Below are 15,738 nucleotides of genomic sequence, written 5' to 3' on the forward strand. Positions count from 1 at the left end.
ACCATTGACCGATGTCGACCAACGACGGCGCCGGGCGGATATCGCGTACCGATGACGCGATCCTCAAGCTCAAGGCCATGATCACCGACGGCGAGCTGCCTGCGGGCAGCCGGCTGCCGCGCGAGGCCGACCTCGCGGCCCGTCTCGGGCTCTCGCGCAATTCGCTGCGCGAAGCGATCCGCGCCCTCGCGATGCTGCGCATCCTGGACGTGCGGCAGGGCGACGGTACGTACGTCACGAGCCTCGAACCCACTCTGCTGCTCGACACCATGGGCTTCGTCGTCGACTTCCAGCAGGAGGATTCGGTACTGCACTTCTTCGAGGTGCGGCGCATCCTGGAGCCGGCGGCCACCGCCATGGCCACGCACCGGATCACGGATGAGAAACTGGCCGTCCTGGAGGAGACGCTCGCGTTGGGCGGGCCGGATGCATCGGTGGAAACCTTGGTGCAGCAAGACATCCTGTTCCACCAAACTATCGCGGACGCCTCCGGTAATCCGGTTCTGCGCGCCCTGATCTCGGGGCTGTCGGCGCCCACGTTGCGGGCTCGGATCTGGCGGGGTTACGACGACACCGATGCGCGCGCACGAACCGTCGCCGAGCACCGGCAGATCTTCGACGCTCTGGTGGCGGGGCAGGCCGACGTGGCGTGCGCGTGTGCGACGGTGCACATCGCCGGTGTCGAGGGCTTCGTGCGGCGCGCGATGGCCGCGGGCACGGCCGGGGCCTAGACCGGCACGATCTCCGATCCGAGCGGCATCAGTGAGAGCCGGATCATCTTGAAGTTCGCGATGGCCATCGGGATGCCGATGATGGTCAGGCACAGCGCAATGCCGGTGAGTATGTGACCGATGGCCAGCCAGATACCGGCGACCAGCAGCCAGATGATATTGCCGAGCAGCGATGCGGCGCCGGCATCCGGGCGGTCGACCACGGTACGACCGAAGGGCCACAGCGCGTAGTTGGCGATCCGGAAAGACGCGAGGCCGAACGGGATCGTCACGATCAACAGGCAGCAGATGATTCCGGCGATCGCGTAGCCCACAGCCATCCAGAATCCGCAGAACACCAGCCAGATGATGTTCAGGATCGTCTTCATGCTTCCAGTATGCCCAGTCCGGGAAAAATCCTTCGGCACCGTGGTCGTCGCTGCGTAGCCTGGGCGTATGAACCTCTTCCAGCGCACCGCCAAGGTCTTCAACGCGGCTTTCACTCCACTGCTGTCCCTGCCCGTGATCGGCCCGGCTCTGGGGAAGAGCATGGTCACCGTCAGCTATACCGGCCGGAAGTCGGGCAAGCAGTTCTCCCTCCCCATCGCCTACCAGCGCACGGGCGATGAGGTGGTGATCGGCGTCGCGATGCCCGACCAGAAGCAGTGGTGGCGCAACTTCCTCGGCGAGGGCGGCGACCTCACACTGCACTTCCCCGACGGTGACCGCACCGGCCACGCCGTAGCGGTCCGCTCCGATGATGGCTCCGTCGGCCTGAAGGTCGCGCTCCGCTGACCGGCGGCGTCACTGCAGCGCCCGCACCGCATCGGCTGCCTTGGTGCGTAGAGCGTCGATGATGCCGGGCGGACCGAGCACGGTGATGTTCGGCAGGGCGGACCAGAGAGTCCATATCGCCTGGCCGCGGTCCCGGAACGCGAGGGTGCCGACACCGTCGGGCCCGGGCGGCGTGACCATCGTCCCGAACGAGGACAGCTTCATCCACCCGTACTCGTCTGCCCGCAGGTCGATGCGAACCGCCTCGTGCCCGGTGCGGAACGACGCGCGCGACTCCTCGAACTCGGCGGCGAGATCCACGTCCGCGGCTCGCCGCGCCGGCTCGGCGAGCACCGTCACCGACGAGAACCGCGAGGTGCGATAGGTCCGGCGAGCCCCGTCGCGCAAGGCCATCAGGTACCAGGCCTGGCCCGCGTGAACGAGTCCGACGGGGTCCAGAGTCCGCTCCGTGGCGGCGCCTCCGCGGGGCCGGTAGACGGCGCGCACCCGCAGTCCGTCGATGACGGCGCGTTGCAATTCGCCCAGGTGCGGGTCGGGTTCGGGGGCGCGGGCGAAGCCGTCCGGACGCACGTGGATCCGCTGGGCGGCAGCCGCGGCCTCACGGCGGTGCGGCTCGGGGAGCGCCGCCGCCACCTTGCGCATCGCACTGGCGAAGGCGGGAGACAGCGGTGCCCCGGCGAGCAGCGCCTTCGCCTCGTCGAGGGTGAGTCCCGTGAGATCGGTGCGGTAGCCGGGGAGCAGGCTGATCCCCCCGCCGCGACCCCGGTCGGTATAGACGGGAATGCCGGCGGTCGACAGTGCCTCGACGTCCCGCAGCACGGTTCGGGTGGAAACCTCCAATTCCTCCGCGATCTGTGCGGCCGTCATGGTGCCACGGTGTCGTAACAGCATGAGCAGCGAGAGGAGGCGGTCGGCACGCACGGGAAAACTCTCTCAGATAAAGATGACAGTAGGTGTCATATTTGCCGGGTTGACTGCGTGCCATGACCGATACAGCCACTGATCCCCGCCCCGCGTACGCCGCCGCCACCGCCTGGGTGCACAGCCTCCTCGCGGCCGTCGCACCCGACCAGCTCGATCTACCCACCCCGTGCGAGGACTTCGATGTCCGGGCCCTTGCCGAGCATCTCATCGCGGTCGTGATCCGCGCCGAGGCGCTCGCCACCGTCGCCACCGTCGAGGGTCAGCCGTTCCGGGCCGATGACCACGACGCCGTCACGTACGCCGCGGTGCGCGATCGCGCTCTCGCCGCCTGGGAGAGCGCGCCGCTTGACCGTGAGGTCACGGTGCCCTAGGGCGTGGTGCCGGGCTTCGCCGCACTCGGCATGTACATCAACGAAACCCTGGTGCACGGCTGGGACCTCGCCGTGGCCACCGGGCAGTCCGTCGAGTTCCCGGACCCCGCGCTCCCCGAAGGTGTACTCGCGGTGATGAAAACCGCGCTCCCCGCGGACTATCGCGGTGGCGAGGTCCCCTTCGGCCCCGTCATCGAACCCTGCGAGGGCGCAGGTCCCACCGAGCGCCTCGCGAACTGGAGCGGGCACGGCCGGCTGATCGGCTGAACCGTTGACATGAAGCGAGGGTGAGGTTCTAGCGTCGAGGAATGAGCATCGAACTGAACCACACCATCGTCGCCGCCACCGACAACCTCGAGACCGCGCGCTTCCTGACCGAAGTGCTCGGTCTCGAGGATCCCGTCGACATCGGCGGCGGGCATTTCCACCAGGTCCGTCTCTCCAACGACGTGGCGCTCGACGTGATGACCAGGCCGGCGCCGATCCACCCGCAGCACTACGCCTTCCTCGTCTCCGAGCAGGAGTTCGACGAGATCTTCGCGCGGATCACGGAGCGAGGACTGGCCTTCCACGCCGAGCCCGACGGTGGCGGCGCGGGCGAGATCAACCACCGCTTCGGTGGCCGCGGCGTCTACTTCCCGTCGCCCGACGGCCACGTCCTGGAGGCCCTCACCGCCGCCTGATCCGGAAACCGGTTGCCCGCCACGACCGCCCGCGGGATGCTCGACCCATGACGACGAGCGCGACTGTTTCGATGACCCCGGTGACTGCGGCACTGCTGCAGACGTTGCTGCGCGATCGCGGCGAGTTCGAACGGATCACCGGGTCGGCGATCCCGGACGGATGGCCCGAGTTCCCCGAAGCGATCGAGCACACGCTGGCCGCCGCTCGCGAGCCCGGGTTCGCCGCCGACTGGTCGATGCACCTGTTCTTCTCCGCGGCGGGTGAACTCGTCGGTTCGGGTGGATACCACGGACCACCGTCCGACGGCACGGTCGAGATCGGCTACGAGATCGCCCCCGCGTTCCGCGGCCGCGGTTATGCGAAGGCCGCCGCCCGTGCACTGGTCGCCAAGGCCACTGCGGCGGGGGTGGCACGGATCAACGCCCACACGGTGGCCGCGGAGTCCCCGTCGACCGGGGTGCTCCGTGCGTTGGGCTTCCGGCAGATCGGCGCGGCCATCGACTCCGCCGACGGCCCGTTGTGGCAGTGGCGGTTGCCTGTCGGGCCGGATTGAGTCGCTGCGGAGGGGATTGGTGGCGGCGCCGAGATCAGTCCTCGAACAGTGCGCGGATATCGGAGGCCGCCAGCCTGGCGTCGAATCCACCCTCGCCGCCCACCACGGACTCGAAGAGCGCGGCTTTGCGCTCCTTGAGCTCCATCACCTTGTCCTCGATGGTGCCCGCGGAAACCAGGCGGTAAACCATCACGCTGCGGGTCTGTCCGATGCGGTGCGCGCGGTCGATCGCCTGTGCCTCGGCCGCGGGATTCCACCACGGATCCAGGAGGAAGCAGTAGTCGGCCTGCACCAGGTTCAGGCCGAAACCACCGGCCTTGAGCGAGATCAGGAACACCTGCACCTCGCCCGAGGTGAACTTCTCGATCGCCGCAGCCCGGTCGGTCGTGGACCCGTCCAGGTAGGCGTACTCCACGCCCTCTTCATCGAGCCGCTCTGCGGCCTTGCGTAGGAACCCGGTGAACTGGCTGAACACCAGCACCGCATGTTTCTCCTCCAGCAGCTCATCGAGCTTCTCCGCGAGGTAGTCGAGCTTGGCGACGTCTTCGACGGCCAGTTCCTCGTCGACCAGCGACGGGTCGAGCGCGAGGCGCCGCAGCATGGTCAGCGAGCGCAGGATCTCGAACCGGTTGCCGTCGAAGTCATCGAGTAGGCCCAGCAGCTTGGCGCGCTGGTCGGCCAGGATGCGGTCGTAGGTGTGCCGGTGTTCGTCGCTGAGCTGTACCTGTACCACGGATTCGGTCTTCTCCGGCAGGTCCTTGGCCACCAGATCCTTGGTGCGCCGCAACATGAACGGCCGCACCCGTCGGCGTAGCCGGGCCAGTCGGTCATCGTCGCCACCACGCTCGATGGGGCGGCGATACTCCTCCGCGAACCAGGTGCGGCCCGGGAACAGCCCGGGCACGGTGAGCGCGGTGAGCGCCCACAGTTCTTCCAGATGATTCTCCATCGGCGTACCGGTCACGGCCAGCGTAAACCGCCGATCCAGCAGCGACACCGCCGCGAAAGCCTTCGAGCGCGGGTTCTTCACGAACTGCGCCTCGTCCAGGATGACGCCCGCCCATCGCACCGCCGCGTACTCCTCGGCGTCGAGGCGGAGCAGAGTGTACGAGGTGAGCACCACGTCGGCGCCCGCCACCACGGAACTGATCGAGGCGCCCGACTTGCGGGAAGTCTCGGCGACCGCGGCCACCGTCAGGTGCGGCGCGAACCGGCGGCACTCCGCCGCCCAGTTGCCCACCACGGAAGTCGGAGCCACCACCAGGAACGGACCTGGTGAGCCCAGTACGTCCGGTTCGGCGTTCTCGTGCGCGCGGCAGATCAGCGCCAGCGTCTGCACGGTCTTTCCCAGGCCCATGTCGTCGGCAAGGATTCCGCCGAAATCGTTGTCCCACAGGAAGGAGAGCCAATCCAGGCCGTCGCGCTGGTACGGCCGCAGCTCGGCGCGCAGGGTGGACGGGGTCTCCTGTCGCGCCAGGTCGCCGGCGGTGAGCGCCCCTACCCGGCGGCTCCAATCGCCGTCGAAGTCGGTGGAGTCCGCGAGATCAGCGAGGTCGTCGACCAGTCCCGCCTGGAATCTGCTGATCCGCAATCCATCCCGCTCATCTGCGCCGGTGCCGCGGGCGCCGCGTCGGGCGCCGCGGGCCGGCAGCTCGCGGGCCTCTCCGATCAGCTCGCGTAGCCGGTCGAACCGCTCACCGTCGATCCGGGCGAGCACCCCGCCCGGGGTGACGATGGTATCGAGGCCGCCCGCCACCGCGGTGAAGACATCACGGAAGGGCACCTCCTCGCCGTCCACCTCCACGGCCACCTCAAGGTCGAACCAGTCCATCGACGGCGATTCGGAGTCCTCGCCGCGCACCCGGACCGACACGGTCGCAGCCGATTCCGACCAACGGAACCCGGGATCGTCGGTGACTTCCACGATCACCCCGGGCACGGTCCGCAGCACCGGTGCCGCTTCGGCCAGCCACACCGCGGCCTCGGTGCCGCGGTAGAAGCCCTGGGAGTGGTCGACGGTGACCTGCGCCTCACGCAGCGCACCTGCCATCGCGCGAGTGATCCGCTGCTGCCCCATGGAATCCGCGATACCGGCCGGTTCGGAGCCCACGGCGTAATCGCGGGCCTCGCCGCCCACGCTGTACCGCCATTTCCAGTCCACCTCGAGTTCGCCGGCCTCGGGGTAATACCGTGCGGTGCACACCAACTCGGGTCCGAGGACCTCGATCTCGCCGACCAGCCGCTCCGGATCGCGTACCGGCGCCACCGCGGTGAGATACGGCAGGTACTTCTCCCGGAGCTGGGGGACGGCTTCTGCGGGCACCCGGACCGGCGTGAACCGGCGCAGCGCCGTGGTGTGGGCCGGCGAGAGCGGGGGATCGAGTGGCGCGATACGCAACTCGTCACCGTCCTGTTGGAACACGCCGAGCGCACGATGTGCACCCAGCAGGCCGCCGGTGAACCGTCGCGGACCGTCGCCGAAGTCGATCTCGCGATCGAGTTCCACTCCGCCCGTCTCGGGGCGCGCCACCAGGCCCAGCCGGGTAGGGGGCGCCAGCATCACCGTGCCGCGCGGACGTTTGGTCAGCAGCGGGACCCCGGCATCGCGGACGGCGCGGAGTTGGTCCCACAGCAAGGGGGTGTCGATCATTCCGAGATCGGCCCAGGCATCCACGCCGTACAGGTTCCACAGCACCAACTGGGCCAGCGGGGTCAGTACCTCACGTTGCGCGGGCGCCACGCGCGGTGCGGACGAGATGGTGCGCCAGCGGACATCGCCGGCGACCCAGCTGCCGTCGCGCATCCCGGGCGTGGCCAGGCGCACCTGAAGCCGCTGCCCGGTGGTCACGCCGCGCTCATCGACGTCGAACTGCAATGCCACCGGTACCGTCGCCACGCTGCGTGGCTTGTCGGGTAGCAATGCCTCGAGCTGTCGCTCCCACGGATCGGGCTGCTCGACGGCGGACTCTTCGACGTCTTCCGCGGTCAGTTCGAGCAACAGTGCGGCGCCGTGCTTGCAGTTGAGTGCCACCGGACAGGTGCACAGGCTCCGGACGGGGCGCCAGCCGCCGCCGGAGGGTTCGATCCACACCCGGGCGTCGTACTCGCGCGTCCCGGCGACGACACCGGTCACCAGCCGCTTCTCGTCGTCCCACTCCAAGTCGCCGATGAGGCCGGTGCCCACGTACTCGCCGGCCCGCCGCACCGTCGGTGCGCCGAAGAATCCGGTCAGGTCCTCGGGCGTGAACGAGGGGCCGCCACTGGTAGTCGATGCGCTCATGGTCAAGCGGACAGTCTACCGCCAAACGCTGAGGGGCGGCAGCCGCGACGGTCTCCAGGGGAGACGATTTCAGTGCGCGCCGAGAAGTGCGTCGCGCATCGCGTCGGCTCGGGCGCGCAGAGCGTCCGCGACGGCGGCGACCTCGCGCCGCCGCGCGGCCTCGGGACGCACCACCATCCAGTACTCCAACTCCACGCGGACCTCGCCGGGCAGCACTCGTACGAGGTCGGCGTGGGTATCGGCGAGGAAGCAGGGGAGCAGCCCCAGGCCGGCGCCCGCGCGGGTGGCTTCGACGTGCACCAACACGTTGGTGGAGCTGAGCCGGTCCGACATCTCCGGTACCACCACGCGGGCCTGGTCGAGATCGTCGACGGTGAGCATCGACTCGATGAAGTAGACCAGCGGCCGGCCGCCGAGATCGGCGCGAGTGCGCGGCATTCCGGTGGCGGCGAGGAAGTCCTCGGAACCGTAGAGCCCCAACCGGTACGGGGCCAACAACGTCGGCCCCACGCGATAGGTGCTCGGCCGTCCGACCACCACCTCGATGTCCACCCCGGACCGGGTCGACGGTGCGCGCCGGGTCACCGTCAGCAGGTCGACCGACAGTCGCGGATGCATCCGGCCGAGCTCCGCGATCGCGGGCGCTACCACCCGCGCGCTGAAACCGTCCGTCGCCGCGATCCGCACCGTGCCGTGCAGATCGCCGTCGGTGTCGGCGTGGAGCCCGAGCAGGGTGGACTCGATCCGCTCGGCGGCCCCGACCGCGGTGCGACCCAGGTCCGTGAGTTCCCAGCCGCTCGGCCCACGGGCCAGGAGGGGGCCGCCGAGCGCGTGCTCCAAGGCGGCGACCCGCCGCGAGGCCGTGGTGTGGTTGATGCCCAGCAGATCGGCGGCCGCGGTGTAGCGACCGGTCCGCGCCACGGCGAGCAAGGTGAGCAGGCCGTCGGCGCTCGCCTCAGGCGTGTGCATCAATGCAGATTCGGTGGGCGGTGGTGGTCATTGTGTCTGCAATTCTATGCACCCATACTTCCCGAGTCATGATCTGCATCACATCCGATGGCTCATTGTGACCTGAGAAACGAGGAGCAGTGATGGCGCATACCGAACTGGAGCGACCGAGCAGTCTGCGGAAGATCGTCGCCGCGTCGATGGCCGGGACCGTCGTCGAGTGGTACGAGTTCTTCCTCTACGGCATCGCGGCCACGGTGGTCTTCAACAAGATCTTCTTCCCGCAGGGCGCCAGCGAGTACGACGCGATCATCGCCGCCTTCATCACCTACGCGGTCGGCTTCGCGGCCCGCCCGATCGGCGGCATCGTCTTCGGCCACCTGGGTGACAAGATCGGACGGAAGACACTGCTGCAGGTGTCGATCCTGCTGATCGGCGTGGCCACGTTCCTCATGGGCTGTCTCCCCACCTTCGATCAGATCGGCTACTGGGCGCCCGCCCTGCTGGTGCTGCTGCGCTTCCTCCAGGGCTTCGCCGTGGGTGGCGAGTGGGGCGGCGCCGTCCTGCTCGTCGCCGAGCAATGCCCCGACAAGTCCCGAGGCTATTGGGCCTCATGGCCGCAGGCGGGCGTGCCGGGCGGCAACCTGGCCGCCACCATCGTTCTGCTGGTGCTCACCAACACGCTCTCCGATGCCGACTTCCTCAGTTGGGGCTGGCGCATCGCGTTCTGGCTCTCGGCGGGCATCGTGTTGGTGGGCTATTACATCCGCACCCAGGTCGACGAGTCGCCGCTGTTCAAGCAGGCACAGCAGGAGATCGAGCGCGAGCGCGCGGTGTCCTACGGCGTGGTCGAGGTGCTGCGGCGCTACCCGCGTGGCGTGTTCTCCGCGATGGGCCTGCGATTCGGCGAGAACATCTTCTACTACCTGGTGGTCACGTTCTCGATCACCTATCTCAAGACCGTGGTGAAGATGGACACCAGCTCGATCCTCACCTGGCTGCTGATCGCGCACGTGGTGCACCTGATCGTGATGCCGCTGGCCGGTGCCCTCACCGATGTGGTCGGGCGGCGTCCGGTGTACTTCGCGGGTGCAGTACTCGCCGCCTCCTGGGGCTTCTTCGCCTTCCGGATGTTCGACACCGGTCATCCCGCGATGGTGGTCCTCGCCGTCACGCTCGGCCTGATGTTCCACGCGCTGATGTACGCGCCGCAGCCCGCCATCATGGCCGAATCCTTCCCCACCCGGATGCGGTACTCGGGGGTCTCCTTGGCCGCTCAGGTCACCTCGGTGGTGGCCGGCTCGCTCGCCCCGATCATCGCGACCAAGCTGCTCAAGAGCTTCGACTCGTCGGTGCCGATCGCGGTGTACCTCGCCATCGCGTGCGGTATCACCGCCCTGGCGGTGGTGTTCGTCCGCGAGACCCGCGGTATCAGCCTGGCCTCGGTCGACGAGCAGGACCGGCGCTCCCGCGACGATGAGCGGATCCCCGCATGACCCGAGCGTTCGTCACCGGCGGGGCGGCCGGGATCGGCGCGGCGATCGCGCGGCGCCTCGCCGCCGACGGTGCCACGGTCACCGTCGTCGATCGGGACGGTCCGGCCGCTGCCGGGCTGGCCCGGGAGATCGGCGGCGATCACCTCGAACTCGACCTCACCGACACGGATGCGCTCGCCGGGCTCACGCTCGATGTGGACATCCTGGTCAACAACGCCGGTGTGCAGCACGTCGCGCCGATCGAGGAGTTCGATCCCGGGTGGTTCCGTCGGATCACCACGCTGATGCTCGAGGCTCCGTTCCTGTTGACCCGGGCCGCCCTGCCCGCGATGTACGAGCGCGGCTTCGGCCGGATCGTGCACGTCTCCTCGGTGCACGGGCTGCGGGCCTCGAAATACAAAGCCGCCTACGTGGCCGCCAAGCACGGCGTCGAGGGCCTGTCGAAGGTGACCGCACTGGAGGGTGGGCCGCACGGTGTCACCAGCAACTGCGTGAACCCCGGCTACGTCCGCACCGCTCTCGTTGCCACGCAGATCGCCGAACAGGCCCTCGCGCATGGCATCACCGAGCAGCAGGTCACCGACGAGGTCTTCCTGGCCCGGCCCGCGATCAAGCGGCTCATCGAGCCCGACGAGGTCGCGGGCCTGGTGTCGTGGTTGTGCGGCCCCGCGGCGGCGATGGTGACCGGTGCGTCGTACGCGATGGACGGCGGCTGGACCGCGAACTGAGTACGTACCTGGCAATCGACTGCGAGGGTGCGTGCCGAGTTGGACCCTTGCAGACCCACCGGCTACGGTACGAAGGATCTGTGACCAGGTGTAACTGGCTGTATTAGGGATTCAACTCAGTGAGCGTGGACCGAACCATGAGCGATGGCGTCGAACCGGAGACGGAGGCAGCGACATCGCGCAGGCGACGTGGTTACGTCCCCAGTAGGTCCAAAGGCGGGCACCTCTACCAGCTCGACATCGTGCGCATCGTCACGTTCGCGGGCGTGATCTTCGATCACTGCGTCTCCGGCACCACCTTCCCGACCAACGTGGCCTCGAACGCGGTGCAGACGGTGTTCCACTACACCCGCAATGCGTTCTTCGCGCTCACCGGATTCGTACTGGTCTACCAGTACAAGGACCGCGAACTGAAGCCGCTGGAATTCTGGCGCAAGCGGTACAAGGCCGTTGGTCTGCCGTTCGTGGTGTGGACCGTCTTCTACTGGCTGTACCACATGTACATCATGTGGCCCCCGGCCTTCAGCAACATCTGGCGCACCTTCGAGACCTGGGACTCGACCAAGACCGCCTTCAAGGTGCTCGGCTACGACCTGCTCACCGGCGATGCCTGGTATCACCTCTACTTCGTGTTCGTGACGCTGCAGGTGTACCTGTTGTTCCCGTTCCTGCTGAAGTTCTTGCGTTGGAGCTGGGGCTACCACAAGTACCTCCTCGCAGCGAGCCTCGCGTTCCATCTGGTGCTGCTGCAGTACATGACGAACGTGCGCCCCGAGATCTTCAACTACGGGCTGTTGGCGAAGCTGTGGAACCATCTGCCCGCCACGTTCATCCCGTACCAGTTCTTCACTCTGCTCGGTTGTGTCGCCGCGATGCACCTGCCCGGCGTGAAGAAGTTCATGTCCCGGTTCCGCGGCTGGGTGATCGCCGCGGCCGGCGTCAGCATCGGCGTCTCGGTCATGTACTACCTGGGACTCGTCGATGACGGCATGTTCCCGGTCACCGCGGCCAACGTCTTCCGCCCGTTCTACGCCGCGATGTTCGTGCTGATCATCATGGCGCTGTACGCCGCCGGCACGATCTGGTCGGAGCGGCGCACTCCCGGCTCGTTCTGGGACCGGTTCCTCAAGACCGCCTCGGACCGCTCGTTCGGCATCTTCCTGGTGCACGGCTTCGCATTGCAGGAGCTGGCGCCCACCATTCAGCGGTTCCGGTTCGAGGTCTATGCGCCGATCGTCACGGTGATCACCTTCATCGTCACCTGCTTCCTCACGGTCGGAATCTCGGAGGTGCTGCGCCGCACCCCGGTCAGCCTGTTCACCACCGGCCGGAAGATGATCCCGATGGCGCAGCAGGGCCAGAAGAACTCGCTGTTGATCGGCGCGGCGATGGTGATCGCCGGCGCGATCGCTTTCTGGCCGCTCGACGTTCCCGCCGGCGCCTCGGCGATCTTCTTCGGTGCCGTGCTGCTGCTGTGGCAGCCGCTCGGCCGCACGGTGTTCGCCGGCCCCGCGGGGGCGCGGCCGGTCGCGAAGGCGGAGTGATCCGCTAGATCCGTTCGATGATGGTGGCGTTGGCCATGCCGTTGCCCTCGCACATCGTTTGCAGCCCGTACCGACCTCCGGTGGCCTCCAGGTGGTTCACCAGCGTGGTGAGCAGGCGGGTGCCCGAGGCGCCCAGCGGGTGGCCGAGCGCGATGGCGCCGCCGCGCGGGTTCAGCTTCGCCGGATCCACGTCGAACTCGGCCGACCACGCGAGCGGTACCGAGGCGAAGGCCTCGTTCACCTCGAAGGCGTCAATATCGGAGATGGACAGCCCCGCGCGGTCGAGCACCTTGTGCGTGGCGGGGATCGGGCCGCTCAGCATGATCTCGGGATCGGAGCCCACCACCGCGAAGCTGTGGAAGCGGGCACGCGGCGTGAGCCCCAGTGCCGCCGCCTTCTCCGCGCTCATGATGAGCGCGGCCGAGGCACCGTCGGTGAGCGGCGACGAGTTGCCCGGGGTGATCGACCATGCGGTGATCTCGGGATACTGCTGCGCCCACTGCGGGTCCTCGAAAGCGGGTCGGAGTCCGGAGAGGCCCTCGGCGGTGGTCGTGGCGCGCACCGTCTCGTCGACCGTGTGCACGGCACCGTCGGGCAGGGTGACGGGCACGATCTCGGTGTCGAAGCCGCCGGCCTCGCGGGTCGCGACGGCGCGGGCGTGCGAATCCGCCGCGTACCGGTCCAGCGTCTCCCGGTCGAGCTTCCATCGCGTGGCCATCAGCTCGGCGCCGATGCCCTGATGCGGCAGGTTCGGGAAGCGGGTGGCGAGGGTTGCCATCGGGGCGCCGCCCACCGAGGTGGACCCCATGGGGACGCGGCTCATCGATTCCACGCCGCCCGCGATCACGATGTCGTACGCCCCGGCGATCACGCCCTGCGCGGCGAAATGCGCTGCCTGCTGCGACGAGCCGCACTGCCGGTCGATGGTGGTGCCCGGTACCGATACCGGTAAACCCGCCGTGAGTGCGGCGATCCGAGCGATGTTGAGGGCCTGGTCGCCCACCTGGTGCACGCAGCCCGCGATCACGTCGTCGATGAGGGCGGGGTCGAGCTCGTTGGTCTCGACGAGCGTGCGGATCAGGCCGGCCAGCAGGTCGGACGGGTGCACGCCGTGCAGCGCCCCGCCGGGCTTGCCCTTGCCGGATGCCGTGCGGACGACGTCGACGATCACTGCTTCGGTCATGGACTTGATCCTCTCCAGTCGGAGGGCCCCGGCGTGATCGTTGACAACACCGGAAGCCCGACGCATCGCCGAAGGTGGCGGTGGTCTTCCCTGGAGTATAAGTTAATCACTATTCTGCATGGGCGGAATGTGTGAAGCGCCCGTCCCGCTGGGTACCGGGCCCCGGGCGAGTGGTCAGGCGGCCGGCGCCAAGCGGACCGTCGCCGAGCGCGCGGGCTCGGTCACCATGGTGCGGGTCGCCGCACCGCCGTTGGGGTACTTGGTCTCGAAGCCTGCGTCCACCTGCTGCTGGACGTCATCGGTGGTGTCGGGGATCAGGGCCACGTCGGCTTCCATGCCGCCGATGCGGACGCGGCCGATGCCCTTGATCTTGGCCCACTTGTACCAGCCGCCGTCGACGCCGAAGGCCGAGCGGATGTAGATGTCGTCGCCGACCCGGACGGTCCAGATCGGCACCCAGTGGCGCAGGGTGCCGTCCTTGCGGTAGCTGCTGATCTCGATCTCCTGGGTGGTGCCGAGGGCGTCGGTGAGGGTGGTGTCGAGGGGCATGGTGGATCTCCTAGTGGTGTTCGAGGACGGTCGCTGGTCGGTCGGCGACGAGGGAGGACAGCAGCCGCAGTGCATCGGCTGCGGGGGAGGCCGGTTCGGGTGGGAAGGCGTACAGGGTGAGGCCGCCGGAGCCGGCGATGTCGAGGGCCTCGAAGGCGAGTTCCAGGCCGCCGACCTCGTCGTGGCGGAACTGCTTGCGGCCGCGGCGATGGGCGACGATGCGGTGTGCCGCCCATTTGGTGCGGAATTCTGCGCTGGCGGTGGAGAGTTCGCCGACGAGGGCGGTCAGCGATTTCGCGTTCGGGTCGGCCGCGGCCGCGCCGCGCAGGAGCGCCACGGCATCGTCGGCGGCGGTGTTCCACGTCGGGAAGGCGTGGTCCGCCTTCGGATCCAGGAATAGGAACCGCGCCACGTTCCACTTCCCCACGGGCCCGCCCGTCGGCGCGTAGAGCGCCAGGCCCAGGGCATTGCCGGCGACCACGTCGAGGTTCGGCGCCAGTACGACCGCAGGCACCGTGACCATCGAATCGAGGATGGACTGCAGCGCCGGGCTGACCACGGCCCGCGGCCGCGCGGGCCGGCGGTTCGGCCTGCTGGACGCCGCGCGCGCGAGGGCGAGGAAGTGGTCGGTCTCCACATCGTCGAGGCGGAGCGCCCGGGCGATGGCGAGCAGCACCTCGTCGGATACGCCCGCCACGCGGCCGCGTTCGATCTGGATGTAGTACTCGGCGCTGACGCCGGCGAGCATCGCGACCTCCTCGCGGCGCAGCCCAGGCACGCGCCGCCTCCCGCTTACCGGAAGGCCGACGACATCAGGAGTGATGCGGGCCCGCCGGGTGGTGAGGAAGTCCTTGATCTCCTTCGCGATCTCCATATCTGCAGGTTACGCACGTCTGCGGCGCCCTGACAGGTGCTCGCAGTCCCCCCGATAACAGGCCTCTGTCGGGGGGCCGCGGGTCCGCGCATAGTGGAACTCACTAGCCGAGCACGACAGCTCGGACACCGATCGAAGGAGAGAACCCATGACCGCAGTCACGTTCCCCAACAACGGCATCACCATGGCCGGCGAGCTCTACCTGCCCGCCGGGTTCGACGCCGCGAAGTCCTACCCGGCCCTCGTGGTCGTGCACCCCGGTGGTGGCGTCAAGGAGCAGACCGCCGGCCTGTACGCGGGCAAGCTGGCCGAGGAGGGTTTCGTCGCCCTCGCCTACGACGCCTCGTTCCAGGGCGAGTCCGGCGGCGAGCCGCACTTCCTCGAGGACCCGGCAGCCCGGGTCGCGGACATCAGTGCCGCGGTCGATTACCTGCAGTCGCTCGACTACGTCGACGCCGAGCGGATCGGCTCCTGGGGCGTGTGCGCCGGTGGCGGTTACGCCGTGGCGGCCACCAAGGTGGATGCGCGGATCAAGGCCGTGGGCACCGTCTCGGCGGTGAACATCGGCTCCGCCTGGCGCAAGGGCTGGGATGGCGCGGGCAAGGACTCCGATGCGGTGCCCACCCGCGACGGTGCCTCGGGCCAGCGGACCGTCGAGGCCACCACCGGTGGTGACGCCGCGACCCTGCCGTACGTGCCCGCGGAGATCACCCCCGAGGTGCCCCGCGATATGGCCGAGGCTTCGGACTACTACCTGACGCCGCGGGCGCAGCACCCGAATGCGCAGAACAAGTACCTGTTCGCGCAGTCGATCCCGCGCATCCTGGGCTTCGATGCCTTCGCGCTGGTGGAGGACCTGCTGACCCAGCCCGTGCTGATCATCGCGGGGAGCGAGGCCGGTTCGCTGTGGCACTCGACCGAGCTGCACGCCCGCGCGCGCAGCGAGAAAAAGCTCATCATCGTCGACGGTGCCGCGCACATGGACTTCTATGACGGTCCCGAGTACGTCGCCCGCGCCGTCGCCGAGGCCGCCCCCTTCTTCCGGACGCACCTGGGCTGAGCCCACCCCTGTCGATCACCCCGGCCGCGCGGCCGGGGT

The 15,738-nt window shown here is 68.6% G+C and carries 15 protein-coding genes and 1 pseudogene; 9 read left to right on the forward strand and 7 right to left on the reverse strand.

Annotated elements, in window-relative coordinates:
- The first annotated feature begins 11 nt into the window (after positions 1-11).
- The gene (locus TPAU_RS03770; protein ID WP_013125441.1) at positions 12-731 is read left to right on the forward strand and encodes a FadR/GntR family transcriptional regulator; all 720 of its coding nucleotides are present in this window, start codon (positions 12-14) and stop codon (positions 729-731) included.
- Here the strand turns inward: TPAU_RS03770 and TPAU_RS03775 are convergent.
- Complete coding sequence (locus TPAU_RS03775; protein ID WP_013125442.1) at positions 728-1,099, reverse strand: YccF domain-containing protein; 372 nt, start codon at positions 1,097-1,099, stop codon at positions 728-730. The genes TPAU_RS03770 and TPAU_RS03775 overlap by 4 nt on opposite strands.
- A 67-nt stretch (positions 1,100-1,166) precedes the next feature.
- Between TPAU_RS03775 and TPAU_RS03780 the strand changes: the two genes are divergently transcribed.
- A complete protein-coding gene (locus tag TPAU_RS03780; RefSeq protein ID WP_013125443.1) occupies positions 1,167-1,505 on the forward strand; it encodes a hypothetical protein in 339 nt (112 codons plus the stop codon).
- A 9-nt stretch (positions 1,506-1,514) separates the two neighbouring features.
- Here TPAU_RS03780 and TPAU_RS03785 read toward each other — a convergent pair whose 3' ends face one another.
- Positions 1,515-2,426 carry a helix-turn-helix transcriptional regulator gene (locus tag TPAU_RS03785; RefSeq protein WP_013125444.1) on the reverse strand — a complete coding sequence of 304 codons (912 nt, stop codon included), beginning with the start codon at positions 2,424-2,426 and terminating at the stop codon, positions 1,515-1,517.
- Between the two features lie 62 nt (positions 2,427-2,488).
- On the opposite strand from TPAU_RS03785, the pseudogene TPAU_RS03790 reads away from it, so the two are divergent.
- The 3 genes and pseudogenes from TPAU_RS03790 to TPAU_RS03800 all read left to right on the forward strand — a co-directional run bounded on the left by TPAU_RS03790 (position 2,489) and on the right by TPAU_RS03800 (position 4,037).
- Positions 2,489-3,067: pseudogene (locus TPAU_RS03790) on the forward strand (TIGR03086 family metal-binding protein).
- A gap of 41 nt (positions 3,068-3,108) precedes the next feature.
- A complete protein-coding gene (locus TPAU_RS03795; protein WP_013125445.1) occupies positions 3,109-3,483 on the forward strand; it encodes a VOC family protein in 375 nt (124 codons plus the stop codon).
- Between the two features lie 47 nt (positions 3,484-3,530).
- On the forward strand, positions 3,531-4,037 hold the full coding sequence (locus TPAU_RS03800) for a GNAT family N-acetyltransferase (protein WP_013125446.1): 507 nt from the start codon (positions 3,531-3,533) through the stop codon (positions 4,035-4,037).
- Positions 4,038-4,071: 34 nt separating this feature from the next.
- On the opposite strand, the gene TPAU_RS03805 is transcribed toward TPAU_RS03800, so the two are convergent.
- Positions 4,072-7,317: a DEAD/DEAH box helicase gene (locus TPAU_RS03805; RefSeq protein ID WP_013125447.1), complete on the reverse strand. Its 3,246-nt coding sequence runs from the start codon at positions 7,315-7,317 to the stop codon at positions 4,072-4,074.
- A 69-nt stretch (positions 7,318-7,386) separates the two neighbouring features.
- Positions 7,387-8,286 (reverse strand): LysR family transcriptional regulator, encoded by a 900-nt coding sequence (locus tag TPAU_RS03810; RefSeq protein ID WP_013125448.1) that lies wholly within the window; start codon positions 8,284-8,286, stop codon positions 7,387-7,389.
- A gap of 122 nt (positions 8,287-8,408) precedes the next feature.
- Here TPAU_RS03810 and TPAU_RS03815 point away from each other — a divergent pair, with 122 nt between their 5' ends.
- From TPAU_RS03815 to TPAU_RS03825, 3 genes are all read left to right on the forward strand, one after another.
- A complete protein-coding gene (locus tag TPAU_RS03815; RefSeq protein ID WP_013125449.1) occupies positions 8,409-9,761 on the forward strand; it encodes an MFS transporter in 1,353 nt (450 codons plus the stop codon).
- On the forward strand, positions 9,758-10,489 hold the full coding sequence (locus tag TPAU_RS03820; protein ID WP_013125450.1) for an SDR family oxidoreductase: 732 nt from the start codon (positions 9,758-9,760) through the stop codon (positions 10,487-10,489). The genes TPAU_RS03815 and TPAU_RS03820 overlap by 4 nt, the downstream gene beginning before the upstream one ends.
- A gap of 119 nt (positions 10,490-10,608) precedes the next feature.
- Complete coding sequence (locus tag TPAU_RS03825) at positions 10,609-12,033, forward strand: acyltransferase (RefSeq protein WP_147291054.1); 1,425 nt, start codon at positions 10,609-10,611, stop codon at positions 12,031-12,033.
- A 4-nt stretch (positions 12,034-12,037) separates the two neighbouring features.
- On the opposite strand, the gene TPAU_RS03830 is transcribed toward TPAU_RS03825, so the two are convergent.
- From TPAU_RS03830 to TPAU_RS03840, 3 genes are all read right to left on the reverse strand, one after another.
- The gene (locus TPAU_RS03830) at positions 12,038-13,216 is read right to left on the reverse strand and encodes a thiolase family protein (RefSeq protein ID WP_013125452.1); all 1,179 of its coding nucleotides are present in this window, start codon (positions 13,214-13,216) and stop codon (positions 12,038-12,040) included.
- Positions 13,217-13,390: 174 nt separating this feature from the next.
- Positions 13,391-13,765 (reverse strand): DUF2255 family protein, encoded by a 375-nt coding sequence (locus TPAU_RS03835; protein WP_013125453.1) that lies wholly within the window; start codon positions 13,763-13,765, stop codon positions 13,391-13,393.
- Positions 13,766-13,775: 10 nt separating this feature from the next.
- Positions 13,776-14,639, reverse strand: coding sequence for a helix-turn-helix domain-containing protein (locus TPAU_RS03840; protein WP_013125454.1), 864 nt, complete (start codon positions 14,637-14,639; stop codon positions 13,776-13,778).
- A gap of 148 nt (positions 14,640-14,787) precedes the next feature.
- Here TPAU_RS03840 and TPAU_RS03845 point away from each other — a divergent pair, with 148 nt between their 5' ends.
- Positions 14,788-15,699, forward strand: coding sequence for an alpha/beta hydrolase (locus tag TPAU_RS03845; protein ID WP_013125455.1), 912 nt, complete (start codon positions 14,788-14,790; stop codon positions 15,697-15,699).
- The last annotated feature ends 39 nt before the right edge of the window (positions 15,700-15,738 follow it).

Source organism: Tsukamurella paurometabola DSM 20162, assembly GCF_000092225.1.
In the GTDB taxonomy this organism is placed as follows: domain Bacteria; phylum Actinomycetota; class Actinomycetes; order Mycobacteriales; family Mycobacteriaceae; genus Tsukamurella; species Tsukamurella paurometabola.

Coding starts and splice junctions, on each gene's coding strand:
- TPAU_RS03770 (WP_013125441.1), top strand. CDS start 12: ATGTCGACCAACGACGGCGCCGGGCGGATATCGCGTACCGATGACGCG.
- TPAU_RS03775 (WP_013125442.1), bottom strand. CDS start 1,099: ATGAAGACGATCCTGAACATCATCTGGCTGGTGTTCTGCGGATTCTGG.
- TPAU_RS03780 (WP_013125443.1), top strand. CDS start 1,167: ATGAACCTCTTCCAGCGCACCGCCAAGGTCTTCAACGCGGCTTTCACT.
- TPAU_RS03795 (WP_013125445.1), top strand. CDS start 3,109: ATGAGCATCGAACTGAACCACACCATCGTCGCCGCCACCGACAACCTC.
- TPAU_RS03800 (WP_013125446.1), top strand. CDS start 3,531: ATGACGACGAGCGCGACTGTTTCGATGACCCCGGTGACTGCGGCACTG.
- TPAU_RS03805 (WP_013125447.1), bottom strand. CDS start 7,317: ATGAGCGCATCGACTACCAGTGGCGGCCCCTCGTTCACGCCCGAGGAC.
- TPAU_RS03810 (WP_013125448.1), bottom strand. CDS start 8,286: ATGCACACGCCTGAGGCGAGCGCCGACGGCCTGCTCACCTTGCTCGCC.
- TPAU_RS03815 (WP_013125449.1), top strand. CDS start 8,409: ATGGCGCATACCGAACTGGAGCGACCGAGCAGTCTGCGGAAGATCGTC.
- TPAU_RS03820 (WP_013125450.1), top strand. CDS start 9,758: ATGACCCGAGCGTTCGTCACCGGCGGGGCGGCCGGGATCGGCGCGGCG.
- TPAU_RS03830 (WP_013125452.1), bottom strand. CDS start 13,216: ATGACCGAAGCAGTGATCGTCGACGTCGTCCGCACGGCATCCGGCAAG.
- TPAU_RS03835 (WP_013125453.1), bottom strand. CDS start 13,765: ATGCCCCTCGACACCACCCTCACCGACGCCCTCGGCACCACCCAGGAG.
- TPAU_RS03840 (WP_013125454.1), bottom strand. CDS start 14,639: ATGGAGATCGCGAAGGAGATCAAGGACTTCCTCACCACCCGGCGGGCC.
- TPAU_RS03845 (WP_013125455.1), top strand. CDS start 14,788: ATGACCGCAGTCACGTTCCCCAACAACGGCATCACCATGGCCGGCGAG.